We start from the raw sequence: 23,656 nt of genomic DNA on the forward strand, positions 1-23,656 counted from the left end.
CGCCGATGCAAACCGTTGCAAACGGGCCTTCGGTGCTCGGGTCGACCAGCGCGCGCTGACCGGGGGCGGATGGGTCGACCCAGGCGCCATCGATGTAGATCTTCGGGTAACTCTCCATGGCCTCCGGGTCCGTCCGCCCAACGTCAGAAACTGTGGGTGTAGCCCCCGTCGCAGGCGATGGTCTGGCCGGTGATGAATCCGCCGGCGGACGACGCGAGGAACAAGACGAGCCCGGCGAGGTCCGAAGGCACCATGGTGCGCGGGATGCACTGCAGGTCCCTGGCCCGCTGCATGATATCGGGCGTCAGGCTGGCGATGCGCTCCTCGACCTCGGTCGCGACCGTCCCGGGGCGGATGCAGTTCACGGTGATCCCGTCGGCGCCCAGCTCACGCGCCAGCACGTTGGTCATCCCGATCAGTGCCGACTTGGATGTTACGTAGTGCAGGTAGTTCTTCGTGCCGCGGACAACCGAGGCCGACGAAATGTTGATGATGCGGCCAAAGCCCCTCTTGCGCATGCTCTGGGCCAACGCGCGCACGCAGAGAAATGTGCCGGTGACGTTGACCTCCATCACCCTCTGCCATTCGTTGAGCGGAATCTGTTCGAAGGGCCTCTTGGTCAGGGCCGAGAAGATCGAGGCGTTGTTGACCAGCGCGTCGACACGGCCGAAGCGGTCCAGGGCGCGGGCCGCCATGGCCGCCACGGACTCCTCGTTGGCGACATCGACCGGGATCGCCACCGCCCGTCCGCCGGTCGCCTCGATCGAGGCGGCGACGGCGTTCGCATTCTCCTGACTGAGGTCGGCGACGAGCGAGACGGCGCCGGCAGCCGCGAACTGGCGGGCGAGCTCGCGACCGATGCCTTGTCCCGCACCCGTGATGAGGACGATGCGGTCGGTCACGCCGAAATCCCTCGCGTTCACCGGAACGTTGGGGCTCCGCTGCACCGGTACGTTTGGATCAAGGTTCAATCGTCGTCCTCCTGCCCGCTCCCGCCCCGCGCATGTCCGCCAACGCCGGGTTCCGGCACCCTGGCGGCTCGGGCGCCGGGTTTCTCATCGGAAGCTCTTGGCGGCGTGCGTCGCTGCACTCATCAGGAACCCCGTATCGCTTCCGGCCGAGACGTAGCTCGCACCGAGCGCGATGATCTCCTTCGCGATGTCCGGGCGCGAGTTCAGGCCGCCTACCCCCAAGAGCTTGCGGTGCATGCGGCAGGTCGCCGCGACATGCGCGTACGCTTCGCGCACCTTCGGGTGATCGAGCGCCCCGGGCACGCCGAACGAGTTGCACAGGTCGTTGGTGCCGACCAGCAGCATGTCCAGTCCGTCGACCGAGGCGATGTCCTGCGCATTGGTGACCGCGTTGACCGATTCGATCATGCCGACGACCAGCGCAGCCTCATCCATCCTTGCCATCGTCTCTGCTGCCGGACCGGCGCGGAAAAGCGTGTGCGGATTGGCGCCCAGAAGCGACCTCTGCCCGGCGGGCGGGAACCTGGCCGCTGCAACGACGGCCTCGGCCTGGGCGCGGGTTTCGAGATGGGGGACGATGACCCCTTGCGCACCGGTCTCGAGAGTCCGGCTGATCTCAGCCGGGTCGTGGCCGGGCACGCGCACCATGGGCGTCACGCCAAGGGCCGTTGCCGCGATCGAGATCTCGAAGGATTTGGTCTCGAGCGAGAAGTTGTAGTGCTCGAGATCGATGTAGAGACAGTCGAAGCCCGGCGCTGCTGGGCACGGCAGATTCGACTCCGCAGAGGCGCACGATCAGCGCCCACGGCCGTCGCTGGTCATCTTGGCCTTTGCGATCTGGCGAGGGAATGTCGGGGTCGCTCATCTGGATCGCCTTCTGCGCCTTGTGTCGACGGGCGTTCCGGGTCGCCGCACGGGGGAATAGAGGAGTCTGGACGCACCGGCGGAACGGTTCAAGAGCACGCCCCGCCAGTGCGGTCGTAGTGATAACAGCACGTTATAAGCGCGGCAGAATTGCAGGTTTCCTGAAACCCCTGCTTTGGCCTATCTGACAGCCATCGGATTTCTCTTCGTGGAGGATGGGGAGCTGCGTGCGCATCGCAGAGGCTTCATCATCGGAAGGTGGGCGCGTTGGCTCCATGCGCGATGGCGTCCTGGACCAGAAGTTCCTGCTGCAAGGTGAGGACGACTCACCCAACAACTATCTGCTCAACGTCGGGAAGGTCGGGGCCGGCGGCTGGGGCACCCCGCGGCATCGCCACAACTTCGACCAGGTGCGCTATGTGTTGAAGGGCAAGTATCCGGCTTCGCCCAACAAGGTCATGGGAGAGGGTTCGGTCGCCTATTTCCCCGAGAGCGTGCACTACGGCCCACAGGATCGGCCTGAAGGCCTGGAGATGATGGTGATCCAATTCGGCGGCGCCAGCGGTTCGGGCTTTCTCAGCACGCCGCGCCGCGAGGCCGCCAACCGGGCACTGGAAAAGAAGGGCGAGTTCAAGAACGGCGTCTTCACCTGGTTCGACGAGAAGGGACAGAAGCATAACATGGACGGCTCGGCCGCCTGCTTCGAGGAGGCGACCGGAAGGAAGCTCGTCTTTGCGCCCCCGCGCTACGACGACGTGATGATGATGGATCCCGAGGCCTATGTCTGGATCGAGACGGGGACGCCGGGTGTCTCAACCAAGCTCCTGGGCACCTTTACGGAGCGTGGCACGCGTCTCGGCTTCGTCAAGGTGGCCGCGGGCGCGACTTGGAACACCGGGTCGCGGAGCGCCATCGAGGTGCTGTTCCTGAGCCAGGGTCGGGTCGAAACGAACGGCAAGAGCTACGGCGCGCGGACGGGCATCGAACTCCTGCCCGGCGACCCGGCCGTCGACATCAGAGCCGAGGAAGAGGCGCTCTTCTTCACGATCACGTTGCCCAAGTTCTGACTCCCCGGTCTTCGGCTCGGCAACCGCTCGTCGCTCAAGCGGGTCGGTACATGGAGCCGGGCTAGGCGCAATCGCGGCAGAGTTCGAGCCCGACTTGCGCGACGCAGTCGACAAGGTCTCTCCGGGGCTGATCCATCTCGTAGCCTTCCCGGAAGAACACCGCGATGTTGCGATGCAGCGCCGCGTCCTCCATCGGCAGCACGAGAAGCTGACCTTCCGCGAGCGCGTTCCGAACCGCGTGCTTGGGAAGCACCGCGAGATGGTCGGACTTCTCGACCAGCGACGCCAGGAGTGCGATCGATCCGCAAACGGTGATCCGGTCGGGCAAGCCGACGTTCATCGTCTTCATCACGTGTTCCAGCACAGTGTGGGTGCGGCGTGAGGTCGGACTGATCCAGGGATAGCGAACGAGGTCCGCCCAGCTCAGATCGGTCACGTCGCGCAGTGGATGGCTCGGGCTGGCGATGACGCACAGGGAGTCGCGAAACAGGACCCGCTGGCGCAGGCCGTCGCGGATGTCGAAGACCTCGGTGAGCCCGATCACGAAGTCGAAATCGCGGCGCACCAGTCCCGTCAGCAAGTCGATCTGAGCGTTCTCCACGACCTGCAACTGTTGCTCTGGGTGGGTTTCCCGCCACTTGCTGAGTGCCACGGGCATGACACCACCGGCCAAGCTCGGCAGGCTGCCGACGCGGATCGCATCCTGATCACCGTCGCGTGCATCCACCAGGGCCTTCGATGCCAGCTCGATCTCTTCGCGGATGAGCCGCGCATGGCAATAGAGGATATCGCCGTACTTGGTGGGGAGAATGCCGGTCGGGCTGCGTTCTAGGAGTTTCAGTCCAAGCTCAGTCTCGAGCCGATCCATCGAGGTCGACAGCGCCGGCTGCGAAACGGCCAGCGCTTTGGCGGCACGGTTGAGGCTGCCATGATCGACGACGGCAGCGAAGTACATCAGCTTCCTCGGATCGATGTCCGCCATCTGCCTCAAACTGTGACGCGGCGCGCGGCGATTGTCTTGGCGATCGTGTAGCTCTGGTACATCTCTGGCCCGCCTTCGCGGCCGATCCCACTCTCACGATAGCCGCCGAACGGTGCATCCGCCCCGGGGCTGGTGAAGACGTTCACCGCGACGGATCCCGCCTGCAGCTCCTGCGCCAGATAGTCCGCCCGTTCCGTCGAGTTTGCAAAGACAAAGGCGGCCAACCCCATGCTCAGGCTGTTTCCGATCGCCAGGGCCTCGTCCATCGACTCGACGCTCATGCACGGAGCAATCGGTCCGAATGGCTCCTCGGACATGACCTGCGCTTCCAGCGTCACGTCGGCCAGCACCGTGGGCGCGAAGAACCAGCCGAGGTTGCCCACGCGTCGCCCGCCGCATGCGACGCGGGCGCCACGCGCGACCGCGTCCTCGACGAAGCCACGCATCGCAGCCAGGCGACGAGAATTGGCTAGCGGTCCCATCTCGACGCCCTCGGCAAAACCGTCTGCCACCTTGAGCCTTCCCGCACGGGTGGCGAGGCTGTCCACGAACGCGTCATAGACCGCGCGATGCACGAGGAACCGCGATGGTGCGGCGCAGAACTGCCCGGCCATCCGAAACTTCCATGCGACCGCCAGCCGCGCGACCTCGTCCGGGGTCACGTCCTCGTCGACGAGGACGGGTGCATGGCCGCCAAGCTCCATCAGCACCGGCTTCATCGTCTCGGCCGCAAGCCGCGTCAGGTGTTTACCCACCTGGATCGAACCCGTCAGGGTCACGAGCCGGGAGATCGGCGACAGGACGAGCGTGCGCGACACCTCATCCGGATCTCCGAAGACCAGGTTGAGGACGCCGTTCGGCAGGCCGGCATCCAAGAAGCACTGGGCGAACAGACAGGCCGTGGCCGGGGTCTCTTCGGCGGGCTTGAGAATGATCGAGCAGCCCGATGCCAGCGCGGCGCTGATCTTGCGGGACGGGGCGCTCATCGGCACGTTCCAGGGCGTGAAGGCGACGACGGGTCCGATCGGCTCCCGGATCACGCACTGCCGGATCGGGGGATCGGTCGGCACGATCCGTCCGTAGAGCCGCTTCAGCTCCTCGGAGTCCCAGTCGAGGAAGCTCGCGGACCGCTCGATCTCGGCGCGGACCTCGGCAAGCGTCCGGCCGCTCTCCCGCACGAAGATTGGCGCAATGTCCTCTGCCCTCTCGCGCACCAATGCAGCGGCCCGACGCATCAGCGCGGCACGCTGCGAGGGCGGGGTCTTGCGCCACGTCTCGAAGCCCCGTGCGGCGGCATCCAATGCGTCCTGCAGATCCTGCGGCGTCGCCCTCGGCACCTCGCCGAGCCGGGATTCGTCGCTGGGGTTCTCCACGGCGCACAAGGGCGGGCGGTCATGGATCCATTCGCCGTCGATCAGGAGCCCGATGCGAGGGTAGGTCTGTTGGGGATCTGCGCTCATGCGTATGGCTCATCCGCTTGGCTGCCGGCCGTAGGTTTTCGGGAAGTGTCGGTCACGTCTTTGCCCCGTCGAGGAAGGCCAGCACCTCATCCTCTGCGATCGTGGCGGCGCGGGCCCGGTGACCCCAGGTCTGGCCACCGATGTGCGGGGTCAGGATGACGTTCGACAGAGCCGCGAGCGCGACCGGTACTTCCGGCTCGCCCTCCAGCACGTCGAGCGCGGCCCCGGCGATGGTTCCGTCCGCCAGTGCCGCAACCAGGGCCTCGGTATCCACGAGGCTGCCGCGTCCCACGTTGACGAGACGCCCACCCGAGCCGAGCGCCGAGAGTTCGCGCGCACCGATCACGTGGCGCAGCTCCGGCGAGCCGGGTAGTGCGAGAACAAGAACGTCGCTCGCCTCGGCCAGCGCGACCCACCCGTCGTGCAGCGGCACGCCCAGCCCTTCGTTCGACGGGCGCATGAGCGCGGCCACTCTCATCCGCGATGCCTCGGCCCGCCGCGCGATCGCCTGCCCGATCCGGCCACTCAACCCGCCGATGCCCATCGTCATGCCGACCAGGCTGTCGCCCATTTCGAAGCGGCCGTGCTGCCAGGCGCCACTGCGGGCGAATGCGTCAGCGCGCACGAGGTTGCGACAGAGCATCTGCACCAACGCCATGGCAAGATCGGCAACGTCGTCGGTCAGCGCCTCGCCGATCGACCGGACGCGGATCCCGCGCGCTGCCAGGGCGGCCATGTCGATCCTCTCCTGACCGACGCCTTGCGACACCACCAAACGCAGGCCAGGTAGCGCCTCCGCCAGCGCCAGGCTGCAGCCACGCGATGCGCTTGTCATCAGCACGCGCACGGCGCTGCGTTCGACCTCTGGCAGAGCGGCAATCGAATCTGGCCCGGCGACGACACGCACGAGATCCCTCGCCTCGAGCCGGGGATAGGCCATTCCCTCGAGTGCCGGAAAGGCAAGGACCTGATGCATGCGTGCGGCTGCGTCGTTACCTGGGTCCCGGCACGTCCGAGCCGACCGTGAAGACGGCGCTGTTGCGCTTGCCCGCCTCCATGTCCGCGTCGTTGCCGATGAAGGCCGTCATGAACAGGGTGCGGCCGTCGGCACCGCCCAAAGTGCAGGATATGCCGGAGCCGTTGAACGGCACGCGGTGGGTCACCGTACCGCCGTCGAGCACACGCACGAACTCCCCCGTGTTGTAGATCCCGGCCCAGATCGCCCCCTCGGCATCGGCACAGATGCCGTCCGGTTGCCGCGCGCCGAGATCGGCGAACACCCGGCGGTTGGAAAGCTCCCCCTCCGGGCTCAGATCGAAAGCGGTCAGCCGTGCCTCCCAGGTCTCGGCGACAATCAGCGTCCGGCCGTCGTCGATGACCGCCGAGCCGTTCGGGAAGTCGAGACCATCCGCCAAAGTCGTGATCGTGCCGTCGGGGTCGACGCGATGCAGGGATGTCGTCCTGCGGTCTTCGCCGGCGACGAAGTCGTAGCCGAAGTTGCCGACGTAGATGCGGTCCCGCGCATCGATGGCGAAGTCGTTGACCCAACCTGCCGCATGGCTCGAGAGGTCCGCATATTCGTTCAACGCATCGCCGTCGAGGCGCAACAGCCTGCGATCCTTGGCCGAGGCGATGATCAGAGTGCCGTCCGAGAGGAAGCCGAGCCCCGACGGCCTTGTCGGCACGTCGATGGCCCGTTCGCGCTGACCATCAGCCGCAAGCGCATAGAACTTGTGATCGAAGACGTCCGAGACCCAGAGCAGTCCTTCGCGCCATTTCGGTGCCTCGAGGAACAGGAAGCCTCGTGCGAAGGGCGTTGGCACAAGCTCGATCATCGGTGGCGTGTCAGCCTACCAACCGCCGTCGCACTGGATGTTCTGGCCGGTGATCAGGTCGGCCTGCGGCGAGGACAGGAAGACTGCGAGGTTGGCGATGTCGACCGGCTCGATCCGCCGCTTCAGGCTCTGGCGCTCGAGAATCCACTGGTGATACGCCTCGCGCTTGTCGCCGAAATGGCGCCATTCGGCCTTGGACACGACGGCCCCGGGCGAGATGCCGTTCACGTTGATGCCGTGATGGCCGAGCTCCCGCGCCATGGATTTCACCAGTCCGTACATCGCGCCCTTCGAGGCGACGTAGGGAACGAAACCCTCCCAGTGGCCGGTGAGGGTCAGTGAGGTCAGATTGACGATCTTGCCGTACTTCTTCCGCTTCATGTGCACGGCGCAGGCGCGCGAGAGCACGAAGGCGGCCGTCGAGTTCACGCGGACCTCTTCCTCGTATTCCGCGATGGAGAAGGCCTCGTACGGTTTGTTTACGACCGTCGCCGCGTTGTTGACGAGGATGTCGATGCCGCCCACTTCGTCGGCGAGTCCGGTCACCGCGGCTTCGGCCGCGTCCAGGGCGTTCAGGTCGCAACCGAAATAGCGCACGCCGGTACCAAGCCGCGCCAACCTCTCCTCGGCGTGGTCCGTGTCCGGGCGGTCCGACGCGATGACCTGCGCGCCCTCCTCGCTGTAGCGTGCGACCAGGGCCTGACCGATGGTCCCGAGTGCGCCCGTGATCAGGACAGTCTTGCCTGTCAACATGCCGATCAGAGTGGCTCCCAGTTCCGCTCGCCGGGGATGAAATTGCCCCGGGGGAACGGCAGGCTGCGCGGCGACGGTGCCGCGCAGCCGCCAAAGTCCGTCTCCCGCAAGCCGGCGTTCGCGCCGGCTTCGTTCACCACTCGGCAGGACATGTGTCCAGGTTGTCCTTGGTGATGATCGGCAGATCGACCGAGACAAGCTGGCCCTTGGGCGAGTCAGGGTTTGTCACGGCCTCATGAAGCGCCTCGAACATCAGCTGGCCAAGCAGCCGCGGCTTCACGCAGACCGAACCGTCGAGTTCGCCGGCTTCGATCGCGGCATTGCCCAGCGTGGAACCGCCCGACGTCGCGATCAGGAATGCGTCGGACCCGGCCGCATCGAGCGCCCGGGCGCAGCCCAGCGCCATGTCATCGGCCTGGCTGAAGATCAGGTCGATATCCGGATTCGACGTCAAGAAGTTCTGGCAGACCGCCTCGCCCTCTTCCGGAGTCCAGTCGGTGGGTTGCGACCCGACGATTTCGTACGAGATCCCTGCCGCGTCCAGTGCACGCGTGAAGCCGAGTGTCCGTTGCGTCACAGCCGAATAGCCAGGCGCACCCTCGACGATCGCAATCTTCACCGTTCGGTCGGTCGGCAACATGGTCAGGGCCAACGTCGCCGCTTGCTCGCCAGCAAATGCATCGTCGGGTGTAACCAGTGCATTCAAGTTGGGATAGACATCCTCAAGCGCGCGGGTCGCGGGGTCGCCGACCTGCACAGCGATGGCGGCCGAGGGGATACCGGCCTCGGTGATCTTGTCGACGAAGGATTCCGCGACCACGGAGTCGAGCGGCAGGAAGCCGATGGCATCGACACCCTGCGCGATCAGGTCGTCGATGGCGTTGCCCTGTTTCTCGACGTCGCCCTGCGGATCGAGCACCACCGCTCTGACGCCAGCCGCCTCCGCAGCCTCTTCGAAGCCCTGGGCAGTCGAGACGTTGTAAGGGTAGATCATGCTGCCGGCGACGTAGCCGTAGGTCGAGTCCTGGGCAAAGGCGCTACCGGCCGCAAGGGCAAGCCCTGCCGAGAGCCCCAAGGCTCCGGTTGTCTTGTTGATCATGCTGGCGTTCCTCCTGTCGGGACCCCGGCAGTGCGCATTTTCTTTGACACCGGGCCCTCAAGGCGAAATTCCCACCCGCTGCGGGGTTTGAGAACCTCCAAACTGAATTCGATCAACCGTCTTATAACGCCTGATTATATGAAAGGTGCCGGGTTGCGCTTGAGGCGGATCGCACGCATGCCGGATGCGGACCGATGTGCGATGCAACGCATCTCACTGCGTCGGCCGAACAGTCCTGGCTCTCAACAATCAAGGGTATCGAGCCATGTCCGAAGATCGCGACCTGGTTCATGCTTTCGCGCGGTTCGCCGCCGGGCTCGGCCACGACGACCTGTCCCCGGAGGCCCGCGAGGCGGCCAAGAAATCGATCATCGACATATTCGGGGTGATCCTCGCGGCCAGCGGCATGGAGCCCGCGGCGCGCAGCGTGACGGAGATCGTGCGCGAAGCGGGCGGCTCGGCGGAGTGCACGCTTCTGGGCTTCGGCGGAAGAGCACCGGCTCTGATGGCGGCTCTGGCCAACGGTGCGCTCGCGCACTGCCTCGATTTCGACGACCAGACGCCGTGGGGCCAGCATGCGTCGAGCTCGATCGTGCCGGCGGTCTTCGCGGTTGCCGAGCGGCAGGGCGGCATCAGCGGGCGCGACATCATCGCGGCCGTGGCTGCGGGCCAGGACATTTTTGCCCGCCTGCGGTGCAATGTGGGATGGACGAAGGACTGGAACCTGTCGACCGTTCTCGGCGTCTTTGCAGCCGCGGCTGCGGCTGCCCGCACACTGGGCCTTTCCGCAGACCGCACGGCCGCCGCAATGGGGATCGCCTCGATGCAGTCGAGCGGGATCATGGAAATGGTGGCCGGCCGCGGCAGCGATCTGCGCGGGCTTTATGCGGGCTTCTCTGCCAAGGGGGCTGCGCTCGCGGCGATGATGGCCGAGAAGGGGACCACCGGTATCGACCGCTTGTTCGAGGGCCAGTATGGTGTCTTCAGCACCTATTTCGGCGGCCGCTACGATCGCGCAGCGATGCTGTGCGACCTCGGGCGCGTCTTTCTCGGCGGCGGCACGCTCTACAAGCGGTGGCCCTGCGTCGGCACGGCCCACAGCCACATGAAGGCGGCGATCGACATCGTCGCGGAGAACGACCTCGTGCCGGCGGATATCGCCCGGACCCGGCTGCATGTGGGGGATTATCACGAACTGATGTGCCGGCCGTTGGACGAGCGCCGCGTGCCGGCCACGCTGGTCGATGCGAAATTCAGCCTGCCCTTCCTCGTCTCGGTCGCCATCGTCCGCCGCGGCATGACGGTCGCGGATTTCTCCCCGCGGCACTCAGCGATCCGGACGTAGCCAGCGTCGCAAGCACCATCGAACTGGCGCCCGATCCGAGCCTCGACTGGAAAGATGTGCTGCCCGCCGGCCGGGTCGAGATCCATGCACGTGACGGCCGGAGTTGGGTTCGCGAGGGGCATGGGGTGCCGGGCAACGCCGACAACCCAATGTCCTGGGACGACATCCGCACCAAGTTCCGCGAATGCGCCTCGGTCGCCGCCCGTCCGCTTTCCCCGGCGCGGGTCGACCAGGCGTTGGACATCGCCGGCCGGCTCGAGTCCCTCGCCAACGCGACCGATCTGATCCGCTGCCTCGGCTGATTGCCTGGCGTCAGATTCCGGCGGTCTGGCCGCCGTCGACGACCATGGCGTGGCCGGTGACGAAAGCGCCGGCGTCGGAACAGAGAAACAGCACAGTCCCTGCAATCTCCTCCGGGTGGCCCATGCGGCCTACGGGCTCCTGCGCGATGACGCGTGCCCGGCCCTCCGGCGTGTCGCCGGTGTAGCGGGCGATCATCGGCGTATCGATGATGCCCGGGCAGATCGCGTTCACCCGGATACCCTTGTCGGCATATTCAAGCGCCGCGACCTTGCTGGCGGCGACCACGCCGAATTTCGACGCGCAGTAGCTCGACTGTCCCCGGATCGCCAGGACGCCGGCACCGGATGCGGTGTTGACGATTGCGCCGCCGCCCTGGCCGAGCATGATCTCGATCTCATGCTTCATGCAGAGGAACACGCTCTTGAGGTTGACCGCGATGGTCCGGTCCCAGACCTCCTCGGAGAGATCGGCGATCAGCTGGGCCGGCTGCTCGATCCCGGCGTTGTTGAAGGCAGCGTCGAGCCGGCCGTATGTCTCGACCGTCTTGCGCAGAGCGGCGCTGACGTCGGCGGCGCGGGTCACGTCACAGAGGGCCGGCATTATCCGGCCATGAAAGGCCTCGACCTCGGAAATCGTCTCGTTGAGTCCCCCCTCGGCGATGTCGGCGGCAGTAACGGACGCCCCGGCGCGCGCGAAGGCGATGGCCGTGGCGCGGCCGATTCCGCTGCCTGCGCCGGTCACGAAGGCGACCTTGCCGGTGTAGTCGATGCCTGGAACTTCGGACATGGCATTCCCCGGAAAGCGGTTGATTGTCGTGTGCGGCTCAGCCGCCCGTCTTGGACTTGGCTCTCTTGCTGCCGACCGTGTAGATCGCCGCGGCGGCCACGACGACGACACCTTCGACGAAGCCCTGGTAGTTGGCACCGAGGTTCAGGATGTTGAAGCCGTTCGTCAGCGAGTAGAGGAGCAGGGCCCCGGCGAGCGTCTTGATCACGCTGCCGGCGCCGCCGAACAGCGACGTCCCCCCCAGGATGGCAGCGGCGATGACCGTCAACTCCGCCGCGGTCAGGGCCGAAGGGTTGATCGACCGCAGTCGGCTGGCGAACAGGATGCCCGAGAACCCAGCCGTTCCACTACAGAAGACGAAGGCCAGCAGCTTGTAGCGGGTCACGTTGATGCCTGACAGCCGCGCGGCTTCCGGGTTGCCGCCGACGGCATAGAGCCTGCGGCCCACCATCGTGAAGGTCAGGGTGAACCACACGATGGACGTGAAGATTATCAGGTAGATCACCGGATTGCGCAGCTCAAGGGTCGCATCGGTGATCGCGCTTATGGCGAGGAAGAGGAACCCACCCAGCACCAGGCCGATATGGGTCGGGGACAGGGACTTGCGCGCGTTCCGGGACCGCACCGCGCCGAACGCGCCCAGGACGAGGAGCACGATGCCCAGGGCCAGGATGAGCCAGCCGACATCGTAGCGCCCACCCTCGAACGCCTTCATCGCTTCGATGATCTCGGGGTCCGAAACGGAGAGCGACCGGCCGTCTGTGTAGATCAGGATCAGCCCGCGCACGGCCGTCATGGTGCCGAGCGTGACGATGAAGGCATTGATGCCGACATACTGCACGATCACGCCGTTCAGAAGCCCGAGCCCGATGGCCGCCGCCATCGCCAACGCGATAGCCGGCCAATAGCCGAGCGCGTCGGCATTGCCGATCAGCAGGACCGCCGAGAATGCGGCCACCGACGCGACGGAGAGATCGAAGTTTCCGCTGATCAACACGACCGTCATCGCAACGGCCATGATTGCGATCAACGAGGACTGGTAGAGCACGTTCGTGAGATTGAGAACGCTCAGGTAGTTCTCGCGTCCCATGGAGGACGTCACCACGGCCAGAACGGCGATCAGGAGCAGCAGGGCGTAGTAGACGCCCATCTCGCGCAACCCGAACAACCGACGCCAGTCGATCTTCTGCTCCGACGAATGCCGATCCGGGCCGACCGTTACCTTCGTCTCGGCACCAGAGGATGTCGACATGGCGGGTCCCTACGCTCGGATACTTTAGTGCCGGACGGCCGATTGGTCGGCGGTCTGGCCGCCTGCGAGCAGCAGCAGATCGTGCTCGCTCGTCTGTTGGACCTCACGCTCGGCCACGCACCGTCCGTCCCGCAACACCAGGATGCGGTCGCAGACCACGAGAAGCTCTTCGAAGTCGGACGAGACGAAGATCACCGCCTTGCCCTCGGCGGCAAGTTGCCGGATCAGGTGCAGAATGTCCGACTTCGCACCGACGTCGATGCCGGCCGTCGGCTCGTCCAGGAGGAACACCTTCACGTCGCTGAACAGCCACTTCGCGATCGTGACCTTCTGCGCGTTGCCGCCGCTGAGATCGGTCACGAGGATGTCAGGTGAGCTGGCCTTGATCGAGAGCTTGCGGATGGCCTCCCAGCCGCGCCGCCGCTCGCGCGCCTCGACCGGCAGGGCACTGAGCATCGACACGCCGCCCAGGTCGGGTAAGGTGATCGTTCGCCAGATCGGAAACTCGGGGATGATTCCCTGGCGGTTCCGGTCCTCGGGGACGAGCCCCATGCCAGCCTTCACGGCAGCGCCCGTGCTGCGTCCAACCGCCTTGCCGTCGAGCAGCACCTCGCCAGTCGCCCGGTGATCTGCCCCGAATGCGGCATGCAGGAGTTCGCTGCGGCCCGAGCCGAGCAGTCCGGCGATGCCGACGACCTCGCCCCGCATGAGTTGCAGCGAGAGCGGCGCGAGTTTTCCAGGTGAAGCCAGGTCGCGCAGCTCCAACATGGGGCGACCCGCATCGCCTTCGGGGTCGGGTGCCGGCCGACGCATCGCGTCGCGTTCCAGCGCAACGATCTCCTTTCCGACAATCGCCTGGGCGAGCCGTGCCTCATCCAGATGCGCGGTTTCGGCACGCAGCACCGCCTGACCGTCCCTCAGGACCGTGACCTGATCGGTCAACGCCATGACCTCGTCCAGGAAGTGCGAGACGAAGAGGATCGCCTTGCCCTCGCCCTGGCTGAGCCGCTTCACCGTGGCATAGACGAGTTCGCGCTCCTTGGCGGCAAGCGAAGCCGTCGGCTCGTCCATGACGATAAGGTCCGCGCCTGTCGCCAGGGCCTGGAAAATCGATACCATCTGCCGCTCACCGATCGGCAGGTCCCCGATCGGTTCATCCGGATCGAGCCAGTAGCCAACGCGATCGCAAAGCGCATCGAATTGGCGCCGGGTGGAAGAAGACCTGCGCCACAACCTGCGATCGCTCAGAAACACGTTCTCCAGCACCGAAAGGGTGGGCGCCAGGGGGATGTGTTGGTGAATGGTCGCCACGCCCATGTCGTTGGCAGCGCGCGGACTATCCCAGGTCACCAGCTTTCCGCGCCAGATGATCCGGCCCGTGGAGGCCGGGTATGCGCCCGAGAGGATCTTGATCAGCGTCGACTTGCCGGCGCCGTTTGCGCCCAACAGCCCGTGCACCTTCCCTGTCTCGATGTCGAGGTCTACGCCGCGCAGGGCCACGGTCCCGTTCGGAAAGGTCTTGGCGACCGCCTCGAGTCGCATGAGCGGAGTGTCCGGCTGCACAAGCCCGATCCCCATAGCCCTGCGGAAGCAGCCTTGCCTAGTCGCGCCTAGAGAGGCGATGACCGGTCAATGGCATGACGGATTGTTGCACAACGGAGTTTGTCATCCGATCCCCCTCCCGCACACGCCTCACGCCCGGATCGACCGGCCGTGACGGCAGTACTGTCGGCGTGCCTCGGTCTCTCCGGCACCTTCGGCCAAGGGCGCGACCGCGCGACACGGCGCGTCGACCTTGGAATGATGCCGCTCTGCCAAGCTACGCACGGATGCTGCCTAGCATGTCGCCTGTCTCCAACACAGACGCATGCCCCACCGGGCGCTGCATATTATAATTTCAAGTTACAACTAAGCGTTGGTGCGCGTGAGCTATGCATTGCGCGCGGAGCAAAACGAGACCAGTGATCCAAGCTGGCAATCATTTCGCGGGGCATGCACGAAGTGCCTTTTCCCCCGGGGGCCACGGGAGCCTGGACATGCGCGGTGTCGTCTTCACGGGGAATAGAACGCTCGAGGTCACAACCTTCCCCGACCCCGCCCCCGGGCCGGGCCAGGCCGTCATCCGGATGAAGGCTTCGGGCATATGCGGCAGCGACCTTCATTTCTACCGCGCGGAGGATCCGATCGCCCAGCTCGCCGCGCAGGGGTTCAAGCTCTCCCGGGACCGCGCCAAGGACACGCGGATCATCGCCGGGCATGAGCCCTGTGGCGTGATCGAGGAGGTGGCACCGGACGTCGATCCGGCGCGGTTCCGCAAAGGCGACCGAGTCATGGTCTTTCACTACGAAGGCTGCGGCGTCTGCGACCATTGCCGCAGCGGCTGGACGCAGATGTGCGTCGAGGGCGCCGCTCCGCACGGCGCCGTGTTGCATGGCGGTCACGCCGACTTCATGCGTGTCCCGGTCTCGACGCTGGTCAAGCTCCCGGACGAGGTCTCCTTCGTCGGCGGCGCGGCGATTGCCTGTGGCACCGGGACCGCCTACGGCGCCATCTGTCGGCTGGGCGTGAGCGCCCGCGATACGCTCGCGGTATTCGGCCTCGGGCCCGTCGGGCTCTCGGTCGTCCGGTTCGCCTCTGCCATGGGTGTGCCCGTCATCGGCATCGACATCGATGCCAGCCGGGTCGAGGCCGCACGCCGCTTCGGTGCAGCTCACGCCGTCAACGGCAAGACCGATGATCCTGTCGAGGAAGTCCGCAAGCTCACCAAGGAAGGCGTGGCGTCCCTGCGCTCTGGATTGCGCCGGTGGCGAGACCGCCGAGGCCCAGGCCGTTCGCAGCACGGCGCCATGGGGCCGTATCGCCCTTGTCGCCGTTGGCGGCAGCTTCAACGTGATCGGCTGGAACGACATCATCAGAGCCAGCGCACGTGCATCGGTTCGTACACGTTCTCGATCGTGGGAATGAGGCGGTGCGCCGAGTTCATCGCCAGTGGCGTCGACATCGACCTGATCTTCAGCGACCGCTGGTCGATCACGGACGCCGCACAGGCCTACGAGAAGTTCGACAGCCAGGCCAGCGGAAAGGGCGTCTTCATCTTCTAGTCTAGGAGGGGGCAGGTGGTTCCCGTCCGCTTTCGCCATAGTGATGCCATGCGGTGAAGTGCCCAAGCCAGGGACAACTAGCCTTCATCGGCGTCCGCCCCGGATGATCCAGACAGCGGTTATGCGCGCCTGCGCTTTCCATCGATAGGGACGATCTCGGCTTCCACCGTGTCAGCGGGAGCCTCGCCCATCGCGCTGGCAACAGCGTCGGCGATCCGGCCGGCCGCGGCCTTGAGCGGATCATCCGCCAGATGAGCGTAGCGCGACGTGGTCTTGACGTCGGCATGGCCGAGTGATGGGGCCCCGATCACCGGCAAGGCATCTCCAGTCGCGAGCCCCATACTTGCAAGGAGTGCCGCAGGTCGTGGATCCGCAGGTCGGGAAAGCCGGCCAGAACCCGCGCTTTCCCGCCAGATCTTCTCCACGCCCTGGTAGCGACCGTCGCCAGACTCGGCCGGAAACACGTGGGGGGACTTGTCATGCTGCCGCTGCCGCGACGGCACCTCGCGCGCCGGTGCGCCGAGCGGGATGGTCTTCTGTCCTGACTTCAGGTCCTCGAGCCGCAGCAGATCGCGGTCAGTCCACTTCCGACCAACGCAGGTTTACGATCTCGCTCTTGCGTGCCCCTGTGAAGGCAAGCCGAATGATCCGGCGGCCGCCGGATTGGCGCCATCGCGCTCCAGTTTGCGCAACGTGTCGCCGAGCTTGGCGAGCTCGGCCAGGGACAAGGCCGCACTTTCGGTCCGGGAAGCGCTTGACCCCTCGCGCCGGGTTGTCCGCGCGCATACCGCGGTCCTGGCAAGGTTAGGATTCGCCGAGCAACCCGACTGTGCGCGTGGCGTTCCTCGCCCCACTTGACGATCGCGCGACCGTGTTGGCGCGTCTTAACGTCCGCGCGGGTCTTGCCGTCGGCGACGTCTCGAAGGAAGCGCTGGATGTCGGCGCGCGTCAGGTCGGCCCACGCGTTTTCGGCCGAGGAGCAGCTTGATGTGTGCCGTGCAATTCGGCCCCGGTCGGTGGCGACCGTCGAGGCCTTCTTCGTCGTGCAGCCCTCGGCGGCGAAGATAGAGATCGCACAATTCCGCGACGGTCGGCGCCGTGCTGGCCGCACGCCGCTCCACCCAGCCGGGTCCTGGCCGTTGGCCACGCGGCCGAGCACCCGTTTCGCCTCCGACCGCGCCTCGTCTGCCGTCCAAGGCATGCCGTGCGGGCCAATCGTGTAGCGACGGGTCACGCCGCGACGGCCGTGCCCGGCACGATACTGGCAGAGATAGACCTTGCGGCCGGTCGGCGTGACCTTGACCCCGAATCCTGCAAGCTCCCCATCCCAGAGGAACCGGTCCCGCTCGCCGGCTTCCAATGCATCGATGACCTTCTTCGTGAGCTTGGCCGTCGGCATCGTCTGTCCGCCCCAGATCGGTGATTGCTGGCAATCACATAGCAATCACCGAATGCGGAAACAAGCGGAACGCCGAGGAAACGTCTATCCGCATAGCGCGAGCAAATCTGCGGATTTGCAGAATGGTCAGGAATGGCGTGGACACGGGCGAAACGATAATCCTCCGCCCTCCGAAGGCAGAGGTCACAGGTTCAGATCCTGTCAGGTGCGCCAATCTACTTTTCTAGGCAGTTTTCCGCCCAACATATTGAATCGCCATTAGAAATCTGGTTCTAATCGGTTCGAAACTTTCTTCATCGCTCTCGTCTGGTGGCGCTTGAAGCGACATCATCGACGAATTGTGCACGCCCGACTCCGCCATCATATCGTGGCGGCATAGCAGCCAAGCGGTTCTAACTCCACATACGGGTTGCGCCAGCAGCCCTTGGCCCTCGCCGGGAATGGGGGTAACAAGTGCAAGGAGGCTCCGAACGAGGGCCCCGCGTAGCGGATGCGTTTGGATGCCTTGCGCGCGCGAGGGGCGAAGCCCGCCAGGCGCTCTACAGGAAGCCATATCGCCCGCTATTGGGGTTTCCAGTGAACACGGTCATGGAAATCTGATCCTCAACGAACGCCGGGGATGTTGGTTTTCAATGATAACAACCTGACTACCGCCAGAATGATGTTCAACCAAATACTGATAAAAGCGCTCTTTTAGATCCGTTCCCTTCAACATCATATCATCATCGCCCTCCGGTTTGAAATAAGCCAAGAGGGGAGAATCTAAAACCACGAAACCCGGATGAAAGATCATTCTCGAGGCAATATTCCAGAAGGCTTATGGTTACTGCGGCATGAGTGATTGCTCGAAGGCCCTTTCCTCGACTTCCACGAGGCTTTCCGTCTATCACAAAATCTGTCGTTTCTTTGTCAAAATGAACCCGGCACTCTCCCGGCAAATTCCAAGCTTTTAGAACTGTCGCCAATTTGAGCGAGAAATCATGCGCGATTGCATCAAAGGCCGGCCGCAACACGCGCGCCCCTCTGGTCTCTGCCTCGTCCTGTGTTTCTAGTGCTGACTTTTTCTCCAGTAGCTTTTCTTGCCTCGAATACAAATATAATCCTGATCGAGCAGTTGATCGCTCTTCCACAAGAGCAGAAAATTTCGCTCGATCCTCTTACCAGTTTAGGCGCTAGGCTCTCTTGTATCTGAGATCGAAAGTCCCATATTCGTCAGTCATTTTCTTGAATCTGCCCGCGCAGGTCATGACTTCAGCCTCTAAATCGCCAATCGTTGTGCGAAGTTCTGTATCAAGATTCTCAATCTTTTCTATTTCTGCTGCCGCGGCAACAATGATCGCCTCAACATCACCTTCGCAGCTCTCGTCTAAATGCTGTGCCTCGGGCTGTGCTCCGCAATCAGGCATGGAACAGCCTCAACATGCAAACATCCGACCCACTTTCTTGGATAGCGTTGAGCCGTTCAACGTCCACGGCATAATGCTCTTGGAGTAATGCAAATCGCGCAAAGAAGATCGGCTATCTCATCGAGGTGAGACTGGGCTTCCTCGCGTTTCTCAAACACACTTCGACGCGTATGAAGAACCTCATTCAGGACTAACTGACTGGCGGCGAGTTCATCCCGTCTTTCGTCCAACGCGTCTCTAGCCGAGTGAGTTGGTCATCTAACTCCAGAACGGCCAACTCCCATATCCTCAATCTCAGTCTGCAAATCTGCAAGCAACTCATCAATCAATTCGATTTGAGAGCTGTTGTCGGAATCTGTGACAGCGGCGGGAACGACGCCAGAATCGTCAACACCAGTGAGTAAGAGCGTTATTGTCGCTAACTCTGCTGTTTTCAGCGTGTATTGACCACCCCAGAATGGCGACCCAATCTATGAATCTCACCTTCTTGCACAATCTACAAGTCTCGCAAGATTTCTGAAACTAAGGCTCTGGTGGTAGCCTTTACCGCACTACGTAGTATTCTCTTTCCACCTAGCCCGATTTTTTCCAGAAGAAATCCAGATAGGTTGTCTGTCTTGTCGTGCCCGTGCGCTTGCTTGAGAATAGTTAATTCTGAATTCTCGTCGAGCAGATCAGCTATGAGTGAAATTTCCGCCACTTGTTGCGCGATGTATCCGCCACTTTTCATCCGGCGTTATCTTGATGTCCTAAGCTGGCTTCTCCATATCGAGCGCGCTCGGGTATTTCTCTTAACTGGTAACCTCCGAGCATGAAGTCGATTGATTCCGCAAGAAATGACTTGCCCGTGTCTGACGCACCGCAGATGACATTCACACCAGAGATCAAGTCAGCGACGCTTCTCCTTTGGCCCCTGAAATGCAACTCGCCTTAACTCGATCCGCTCGTTGCTCATGACTGCCCTCCCGGCGACTGGAGAGGCTGAAATTCGCTGGACCACCTTTCAAATAGACGGTGAGTGATGCGAGTGACTTCTGCTGTCGGCACGTTGTGGAACCGTTCTACCGCCCACATTGCGCGTTCGACTAATCGCCTTGTATATGGTCGAGAGAGAGGCCAAGAATGGGGCAGCTGGTTCTCCTGCTACGTATGCAGATCCGTCCATGGTGGGCAGGCGCTGGATCAGATGCCTGCTCATCATGAGGTTCAAGCCCTTTTCTATCCAGCCCACGCCGTACGAGAAGCTCACCCGCGCGAAGAGGCAACGGCGCGCGTTGACTCGTCGGTCCGTCAGCGTCACCGGAATGAACTACGAGGTAGTCCATTTCCACGAGCCGTTGCAAATCGAATGCATCCGGATAAGCGGCAACAAGAATGGCAAGCGATCGCGTGCCGGTCTCAGCGGGCTGTTGAACGGAGTAGGGTGCCGAGCGCTAGTCATCGGTGGCACCCATGTCAATCGATCGATGTTAGCTAGCTGGTGACATATCCCCTGTTGATCTTGGATTTTTGTCGCAGAAGCGAGGGGGTTTGCCGTTAGGCCGGAACTTCGATGCATGCGAAATCGTAGCCTTCATCCGCTCGTAACCGTTGGCGTGACTCCTTCGGCGATATCAACCACACCCTGAAAAATCTCTTCCTGTAGATCGTCGAAAGTCCCGCTGCAACACTGTATCCCGCGCAAAATTCCGTAACGACTCGGCATGATGAATCGCTCCCGCTGTCGAAGGTAGTCTCTCTTCATAGAGGCATGGGGCTCCGGGGCCTCTGTGTCCGCGAGGATCGTCCGAGATCATCTCCATAGGCGTCAAGCAATTGGCGGATGTGGCGACTCTCCGCAGCGGCGGGGCTGGTCAGCAGGCTCTCTGGGGCAGGTCGAGGCGGGAGTCCGCCACCAGACCGGACCGCATGAAAGCCGGTCGTTGAGTGAGCATCGATTAACTCTACATGTGACTTTGACGTGAAGATGGAGAAATCAAAGGAGTTTACGTATGCTTCAAGATCGCCCGCGAGAGATATGGATTTCACTGTGGTGATCTTGTCCTGATTATGCACTCCAGTTATCTTTGAATTCTTCTTTGAGCTTGCTCGGATTATTTAGAAGTTTTCGAGCTTCGTTCCAATTCCTTGCGAACAAACAAAATGATGATAGCGCGGTGGTGTATATTCCCCAAATACGAATAGTATATTATTTTCCCAATCTCGACCCATGCGTCGCTAGGTCATAAAGGATGATCGTATCGTTTGCATTGGTAATTGTCCCATACATCAGCGAACCCTTGGGCAGAGGTAAAGCCAGCTATATCCAACTCCGTAATCACCGGCCCCGCCAAAGCAGCGCACTCTTTCATAGATGCTTGAGGGCGTTGTTGCCCACTCTTCGACGAAGCTTTCCCAATCGTCAGGGCTGAAGCTCTTAACACGCACGACCTTTGGAATGGGTATCCCAGATTGAACATGGTCCGGGGACGCTGTGCCCACTGCGGTCTTTGGCGCTATCTCTTTCAGATCACTGTCTTTTATCATCGGTGATTTTCGCAATTATAACGCGAGTATAGCAAACTGGATCACGCAGTCCACAGACAGTCTGGCCTGTTGAGTGAGGCGCACTGCGGTTGGGTGTTAACGAAGCCTCTCAAAATCGTGGCTCAGGCAGGGGGATGCAACGGGAGCAGCACGCCCCCCTTGCCGAGACGCCGCGGACGGCGAGACAAGATGGCGTGTAGTACAACGCATCTTGCGCGCAGCGTTATCCGCCTTCGGAACCCCATCGGCCCCTGCCGACATAGTTCGAGCCTTCGCCGTTTGGCCTGCCTCTGCCCATCGTTCTCAGCTTCCGTCGGTCAGAACACAGCCTCCGGTGCATTTTCTAGCATGGCCTGCGAGTCGCGCCGGATTTCATCCAATGCCTCCGCCCTGACGTTGGTAGCATGCGTCGATGCGTACCTGTAGGTGCCGTCGTTCGCAGAGCTGGCGTTCAACCAACCGGTCGCGTTCCTGCCTGTCTCGGGCCACTGCTGGCGTCTCCACTTCGTTGCGTCCAATGATCGCTCGGCGCTGACCCGTGACCGCCTGCCAAAGCCGCTGAGGCCAGTTCCTAGAGCGCGCTGAGCGTGATTGGGCTTCCTGTCGCTGTCTGCCATCGTGTCTGCGGTCCAGCTTTGGTCTCCCCACTCCCTTCCCCTCATCGCACAACCTCCCAGCGCGGCACCGCTCGCCGCTTGTGCGCGCCCGCGCATGCGGCCATACCCGGGGTGGCTGCGCTGTATCGGAACCCTGCGATGACCGCTTCCCCGACGCCGTTCACCCTGCATGTCGACGACGCCGCGCTCGACGACCTGCGCGCGCGGCTGGCGCGGGCGCGGTTTCCCGACCAGGCGCCGGACGCGCCGTGGGCCTATGGCACCGACGTCGGCTACATGCGCGACCTGGTCGGCCACTGGCGCGACCGGTTCGACTGGCGGGCGCAGGAGGCGCGGCTGAACGCCCTTCCGCAGTTCACCGTGCCGCTGCACGGCATCGACGTGCATTTCCTGCACGTGCAGGGGGTCGGGCCGAACCCGCGGCCGCTGTTGCTGCTGCACGGCTGGCCCGGCTCGGTGTTCGAGTTCCTCGACATCATCCCGATGCTGACCGACCCGGCGCGGTTCGGCGGCGACCCGGCCGACGCCTTCACCGTGGTTGCGCCGTCGCTGCCCGGCTTCGGGCTGTCGTTCCGGCCGAACCAGCCGCGCTACGGCTGCGAGGCGATCGCCGACTGCCTGGCCGACCTGATGACCGAGGTGCTGGGCTATCGCCGCTTCGCGGCGCAGGGCGGCGACTGGGGCTCGATCGTCGCCTCGCGCATGGGCTTCGCCCATCCCGACAGGGTCGCCGGCATCCACCTCAACCTGATGATCCTGCGCCCCGGCCTGAAGGCGCCGGACGAGGCCGATGCGGCCGAGCGGGCGTTCTTCGGCGAACTGGCGACCTGGCTGAAGGAGGACACCGGCTATCAGGCGATCCAGGGCACCCGGCCGCAGACGCTGGCGTTCGGCCTGACCGACTCGCCGCTCGGCCTCGCCGCCTGGATCGTCGAGAAGTTCCGGGCCTGGTCCGACTGCGGCGGCGACCTCGACAGCGCCTTCGACCGCGACCACGTGCTGGCCGACATCAGCCTGTACTGGCTGACCGGCGCGATCGGCTCGTCGTTCTGGCCCTATTACGCGCGGCTGCACGGCCCGTGGCCGGTGCCGGAAGGCCACGCCGTCGGCGTGCCGGTCGGCTATTGCCAGTTCCCGCGCGAGATCCTGCGGCCGCCGCGGTCGCTGGCGGCGCTCTACTACACCGACATCCGCCGCTGGACCGAGATGCCGCGCGGCGGCCATTTCGCCGCGATGGAGCAGCCCGCGGCGCTGACCGCGGAAATCCGCGCCTTCTTCCGCACGCTCGACCGGTAGCCCGACACGACTTGACACCGGTCAAGGGAGGCGCCGGGCCGACGCCGTAGGCAGGGACCAATCCCGCAAGGGCACCGAAAGGGAGATGGTTCCGATGCGTGTTTCATCGACACGGTTCCGGCGCGGCGCCGGCCTCGCGGCCGCCGCTGCCACGGCGTGGATGACGCTGGCCGGCGGCGCGCAGGCCGACGACCGGCTACAGACCATGCTGCAGCTGCGCGAGCAGGTCTGGGCCTGCACGGTGGGCGACCCGGCGTGCGAGCAGGTTCGCGAGCAGTTGATGACGCAACTGCGGCTGATGCTGCAGGACTGCAGCGGCGACGGCTGCGACCCGCTGCGCGAGCAGCTGCGCGACCAGGAACGCCTGCGCGACTGCGATTCGGCCACGCAGGACTGCCTGCAGCTGCAGACGCAGCTGCACGACCGTGACCGTGACCGTGTCCACCAGGGTGGCGGCGGCCAGGGCGGCGGCCAGGGCGGCGGCGGCCAGGGTGGCGGCGGCGGCCAGGGTGGCGGCGGCGGCGGCGGCAACCGCTGACGCCGTCGTCCGGCCGCTCAACGACAGGGCCGGCGCTTGCAGGCGCCGGCCCTTTA

General features: G+C 64.1%; 20 protein-coding genes and 1 pseudogene. 6 read left to right on the plus strand and 15 right to left on the minus strand.

Annotation, left to right across the window (positions count from 1 at the left end):
• Positions 1-143: 143 nt before the first annotated feature.
• Both R3F55_22360 and R3F55_22365 read right to left on the minus strand, forming a co-directional pair.
• Entirely contained in the window at positions 144-902 is a 759-nt protein-coding gene (locus R3F55_22360) for a glucose 1-dehydrogenase (protein MEZ5670121.1), read from the minus strand.
• Positions 903-1,055: 153 nt separating this feature from the next.
• Positions 1,056-1,742, minus strand: coding sequence for an aldolase/citrate lyase family protein (locus R3F55_22365; protein MEZ5670122.1), 687 nt, complete (start codon positions 1,740-1,742; stop codon positions 1,056-1,058).
• A gap of 320 nt (positions 1,743-2,062) precedes the next feature.
• On the opposite strand from R3F55_22365, the gene R3F55_22370 reads away from it, so the two are divergent.
• Positions 2,063-2,902 carry a hypothetical protein gene (locus R3F55_22370; GenBank protein ID MEZ5670123.1) on the plus strand — a complete coding sequence of 280 codons (840 nt, stop codon included), beginning with the start codon at positions 2,063-2,065 and terminating at the stop codon, positions 2,900-2,902.
• A gap of 61 nt (positions 2,903-2,963) precedes the next feature.
• On the opposite strand, the gene R3F55_22375 is transcribed toward R3F55_22370, so the two are convergent.
• The 6 genes from R3F55_22375 to R3F55_22400 form a co-directional block, all read right to left on the minus strand.
• Positions 2,964-3,884 (minus strand): LysR family transcriptional regulator, encoded by a 921-nt coding sequence (locus tag R3F55_22375; GenBank protein MEZ5670124.1) that lies wholly within the window; start codon positions 3,882-3,884, stop codon positions 2,964-2,966.
• A 5-nt stretch (positions 3,885-3,889) separates the two neighbouring features.
• Positions 3,890-5,344 (minus strand): NAD-dependent succinate-semialdehyde dehydrogenase, encoded by a 1,455-nt coding sequence (locus R3F55_22380; protein MEZ5670125.1) that lies wholly within the window; start codon positions 5,342-5,344, stop codon positions 3,890-3,892.
• Between the two features lie 52 nt (positions 5,345-5,396).
• On the minus strand, positions 5,397-6,320 hold the full coding sequence (locus R3F55_22385) for an NAD(P)-dependent oxidoreductase (GenBank protein MEZ5670126.1): 924 nt from the start codon (positions 6,318-6,320) through the stop codon (positions 5,397-5,399).
• Between the two features lie 16 nt (positions 6,321-6,336).
• Positions 6,337-7,179 carry an SMP-30/gluconolactonase/LRE family protein gene (locus tag R3F55_22390; protein MEZ5670127.1) on the minus strand — a complete coding sequence of 281 codons (843 nt, stop codon included), beginning with the start codon at positions 7,177-7,179 and terminating at the stop codon, positions 6,337-6,339.
• A gap of 15 nt (positions 7,180-7,194) precedes the next feature.
• Complete coding sequence (locus tag R3F55_22395) at positions 7,195-7,938, minus strand: SDR family oxidoreductase (GenBank protein MEZ5670128.1); 744 nt, start codon at positions 7,936-7,938, stop codon at positions 7,195-7,197.
• Positions 7,939-8,065: 127 nt separating this feature from the next.
• Positions 8,066-9,031: a sugar ABC transporter substrate-binding protein gene (locus R3F55_22400; GenBank protein MEZ5670129.1), complete on the minus strand. Its 966-nt coding sequence runs from the start codon at positions 9,029-9,031 to the stop codon at positions 8,066-8,068.
• Positions 9,032-9,296: 265 nt separating this feature from the next.
• Here R3F55_22400 and R3F55_22405 point away from each other — a divergent pair, with 265 nt between their 5' ends.
• Positions 9,297-10,376: an MmgE/PrpD family protein gene (locus R3F55_22405; protein ID MEZ5670130.1), complete on the plus strand. Its 1,080-nt coding sequence runs from the start codon at positions 9,297-9,299 to the stop codon at positions 10,374-10,376.
• A 149-nt stretch (positions 10,377-10,525) separates the two neighbouring features.
• Complete coding sequence (locus R3F55_22410; GenBank protein MEZ5670131.1) at positions 10,526-10,678, plus strand: hypothetical protein; 153 nt, start codon at positions 10,526-10,528, stop codon at positions 10,676-10,678.
• Positions 10,679-10,688: 10 nt separating this feature from the next.
• Here the strand turns inward: R3F55_22410 and R3F55_22415 are convergent, their stop codons facing one another.
• The 3 genes from R3F55_22415 to R3F55_22425 are packed head-to-tail and all read right to left on the minus strand — an operon-like array spanning position 10,689 to position 14,259.
• Positions 10,689-11,465 carry a glucose 1-dehydrogenase gene (locus R3F55_22415; GenBank protein MEZ5670132.1) on the minus strand — a complete coding sequence of 259 codons (777 nt, stop codon included), beginning with the start codon at positions 11,463-11,465 and terminating at the stop codon, positions 10,689-10,691.
• A 37-nt stretch (positions 11,466-11,502) separates the two neighbouring features.
• Positions 11,503-12,717, minus strand: coding sequence for an ABC transporter permease (locus tag R3F55_22420; protein MEZ5670133.1), 1,215 nt, complete (start codon positions 12,715-12,717; stop codon positions 11,503-11,505).
• A gap of 24 nt (positions 12,718-12,741) precedes the next feature.
• Positions 12,742-14,259, minus strand: coding sequence for a sugar ABC transporter ATP-binding protein (locus R3F55_22425; GenBank protein ID MEZ5670134.1), 1,518 nt, complete (start codon positions 14,257-14,259; stop codon positions 12,742-12,744).
• 494 nt (positions 14,260-14,753) lie between these two features.
• Here R3F55_22425 and R3F55_22430 point away from each other — a divergent pair, with 494 nt between their 5' ends.
• Positions 14,754-15,818, plus strand: a complete 1,065-nt coding sequence (locus R3F55_22430) for an alcohol dehydrogenase catalytic domain-containing protein (protein MEZ5670135.1) — start codon at positions 14,754-14,756, stop codon at positions 15,816-15,818.
• Positions 15,819-15,937: 119 nt separating this feature from the next.
• Here R3F55_22430 and R3F55_22435 read toward each other — a convergent pair whose 3' ends face one another.
• The 4 genes and pseudogenes from R3F55_22435 to R3F55_22450 form a co-directional block, all read right to left on the minus strand.
• Positions 15,938-16,135 (minus strand): hypothetical protein, encoded by a 198-nt coding sequence (locus R3F55_22435; GenBank protein MEZ5670136.1) that lies wholly within the window; start codon positions 16,133-16,135, stop codon positions 15,938-15,940.
• A 2,254-nt stretch (positions 16,136-18,389) separates the two neighbouring features.
• Positions 18,390-18,623 (minus strand): hypothetical protein, encoded by a 234-nt coding sequence (locus R3F55_22440; protein ID MEZ5670137.1) that lies wholly within the window; start codon positions 18,621-18,623, stop codon positions 18,390-18,392.
• 1,003 nt (positions 18,624-19,626) lie between these two features.
• Positions 19,627-19,824 carry a hypothetical protein gene (locus R3F55_22445; protein MEZ5670138.1) on the minus strand — a complete coding sequence of 66 codons (198 nt, stop codon included), beginning with the start codon at positions 19,822-19,824 and terminating at the stop codon, positions 19,627-19,629.
• Between the two features lie 64 nt (positions 19,825-19,888).
• Positions 19,889-19,999: pseudogene (locus R3F55_22450) on the minus strand (ABC-three component system middle component 2).
• Positions 20,000-21,904: 1,905 nt separating this feature from the next.
• On the opposite strand from R3F55_22450, the gene R3F55_22455 reads away from it, so the two are divergent.
• A complete protein-coding gene (locus R3F55_22455; GenBank protein MEZ5670139.1) occupies positions 21,905-23,062 on the plus strand; it encodes an epoxide hydrolase in 1,158 nt (385 codons plus the stop codon).
• 94 nt (positions 23,063-23,156) lie between these two features.
• Entirely contained in the window at positions 23,157-23,600 is a 444-nt protein-coding gene (locus R3F55_22460) for a hypothetical protein (protein ID MEZ5670140.1), read from the plus strand.
• Positions 23,601-23,656: the final 56 nt, after the last annotated feature.

This window comes from Alphaproteobacteria bacterium (genome assembly GCA_041396705.1).
Classification (GTDB): Bacteria; Pseudomonadota; Alphaproteobacteria; order CALKHQ01; family CALKHQ01; genus CALKHQ01.

Coding starts and splice junctions, on each gene's coding strand:
- R3F55_22375 (MEZ5670124.1), bottom strand. CDS start 3,884: ATGGCGGACATCGATCCGAGGAAGCTGATGTACTTCGCTGCCGTCGTC.
- R3F55_22380 (MEZ5670125.1), bottom strand. CDS start 5,344: ATGAGCGCAGATCCCCAACAGACCTACCCTCGCATCGGGCTCCTGATC.
- R3F55_22385 (MEZ5670126.1), bottom strand. CDS start 6,320: ATGCATCAGGTCCTTGCCTTTCCGGCACTCGAGGGAATGGCCTATCCC.
- R3F55_22390 (MEZ5670127.1), bottom strand. CDS start 7,179: ATGATCGAGCTTGTGCCAACGCCCTTCGCACGAGGCTTCCTGTTCCTC.
- R3F55_22400 (MEZ5670129.1), bottom strand. CDS start 9,031: ATGATCAACAAGACAACCGGAGCCTTGGGGCTCTCGGCAGGGCTTGCC.
- R3F55_22405 (MEZ5670130.1), top strand. CDS start 9,297: ATGTCCGAAGATCGCGACCTGGTTCATGCTTTCGCGCGGTTCGCCGCC.
- R3F55_22410 (MEZ5670131.1), top strand. CDS start 10,526: ATGTCCTGGGACGACATCCGCACCAAGTTCCGCGAATGCGCCTCGGTC.
- R3F55_22415 (MEZ5670132.1), bottom strand. CDS start 11,465: ATGTCCGAAGTTCCAGGCATCGACTACACCGGCAAGGTCGCCTTCGTG.
- R3F55_22420 (MEZ5670133.1), bottom strand. CDS start 12,717: ATGTCGACATCCTCTGGTGCCGAGACGAAGGTAACGGTCGGCCCGGAT.
- R3F55_22425 (MEZ5670134.1), bottom strand. CDS start 14,259: ATGCGACTCGAGGCGGTCGCCAAGACCTTTCCGAACGGGACCGTGGCC.
- R3F55_22430 (MEZ5670135.1), top strand. CDS start 14,754: ATGCGCGGTGTCGTCTTCACGGGGAATAGAACGCTCGAGGTCACAACC.
- R3F55_22440 (MEZ5670137.1), bottom strand. CDS start 18,623: ATGCCTGATTGCGGAGCACAGCCCGAGGCACAGCATTTAGACGAGAGC.
- R3F55_22445 (MEZ5670138.1), bottom strand. CDS start 19,824: ATGATGAGCAGGCATCTGATCCAGCGCCTGCCCACCATGGACGGATCT.
- R3F55_22455 (MEZ5670139.1), top strand. CDS start 21,905: ATGACCGCTTCCCCGACGCCGTTCACCCTGCATGTCGACGACGCCGCG.
- R3F55_22460 (MEZ5670140.1), top strand. CDS start 23,157: ATGCGTGTTTCATCGACACGGTTCCGGCGCGGCGCCGGCCTCGCGGCC.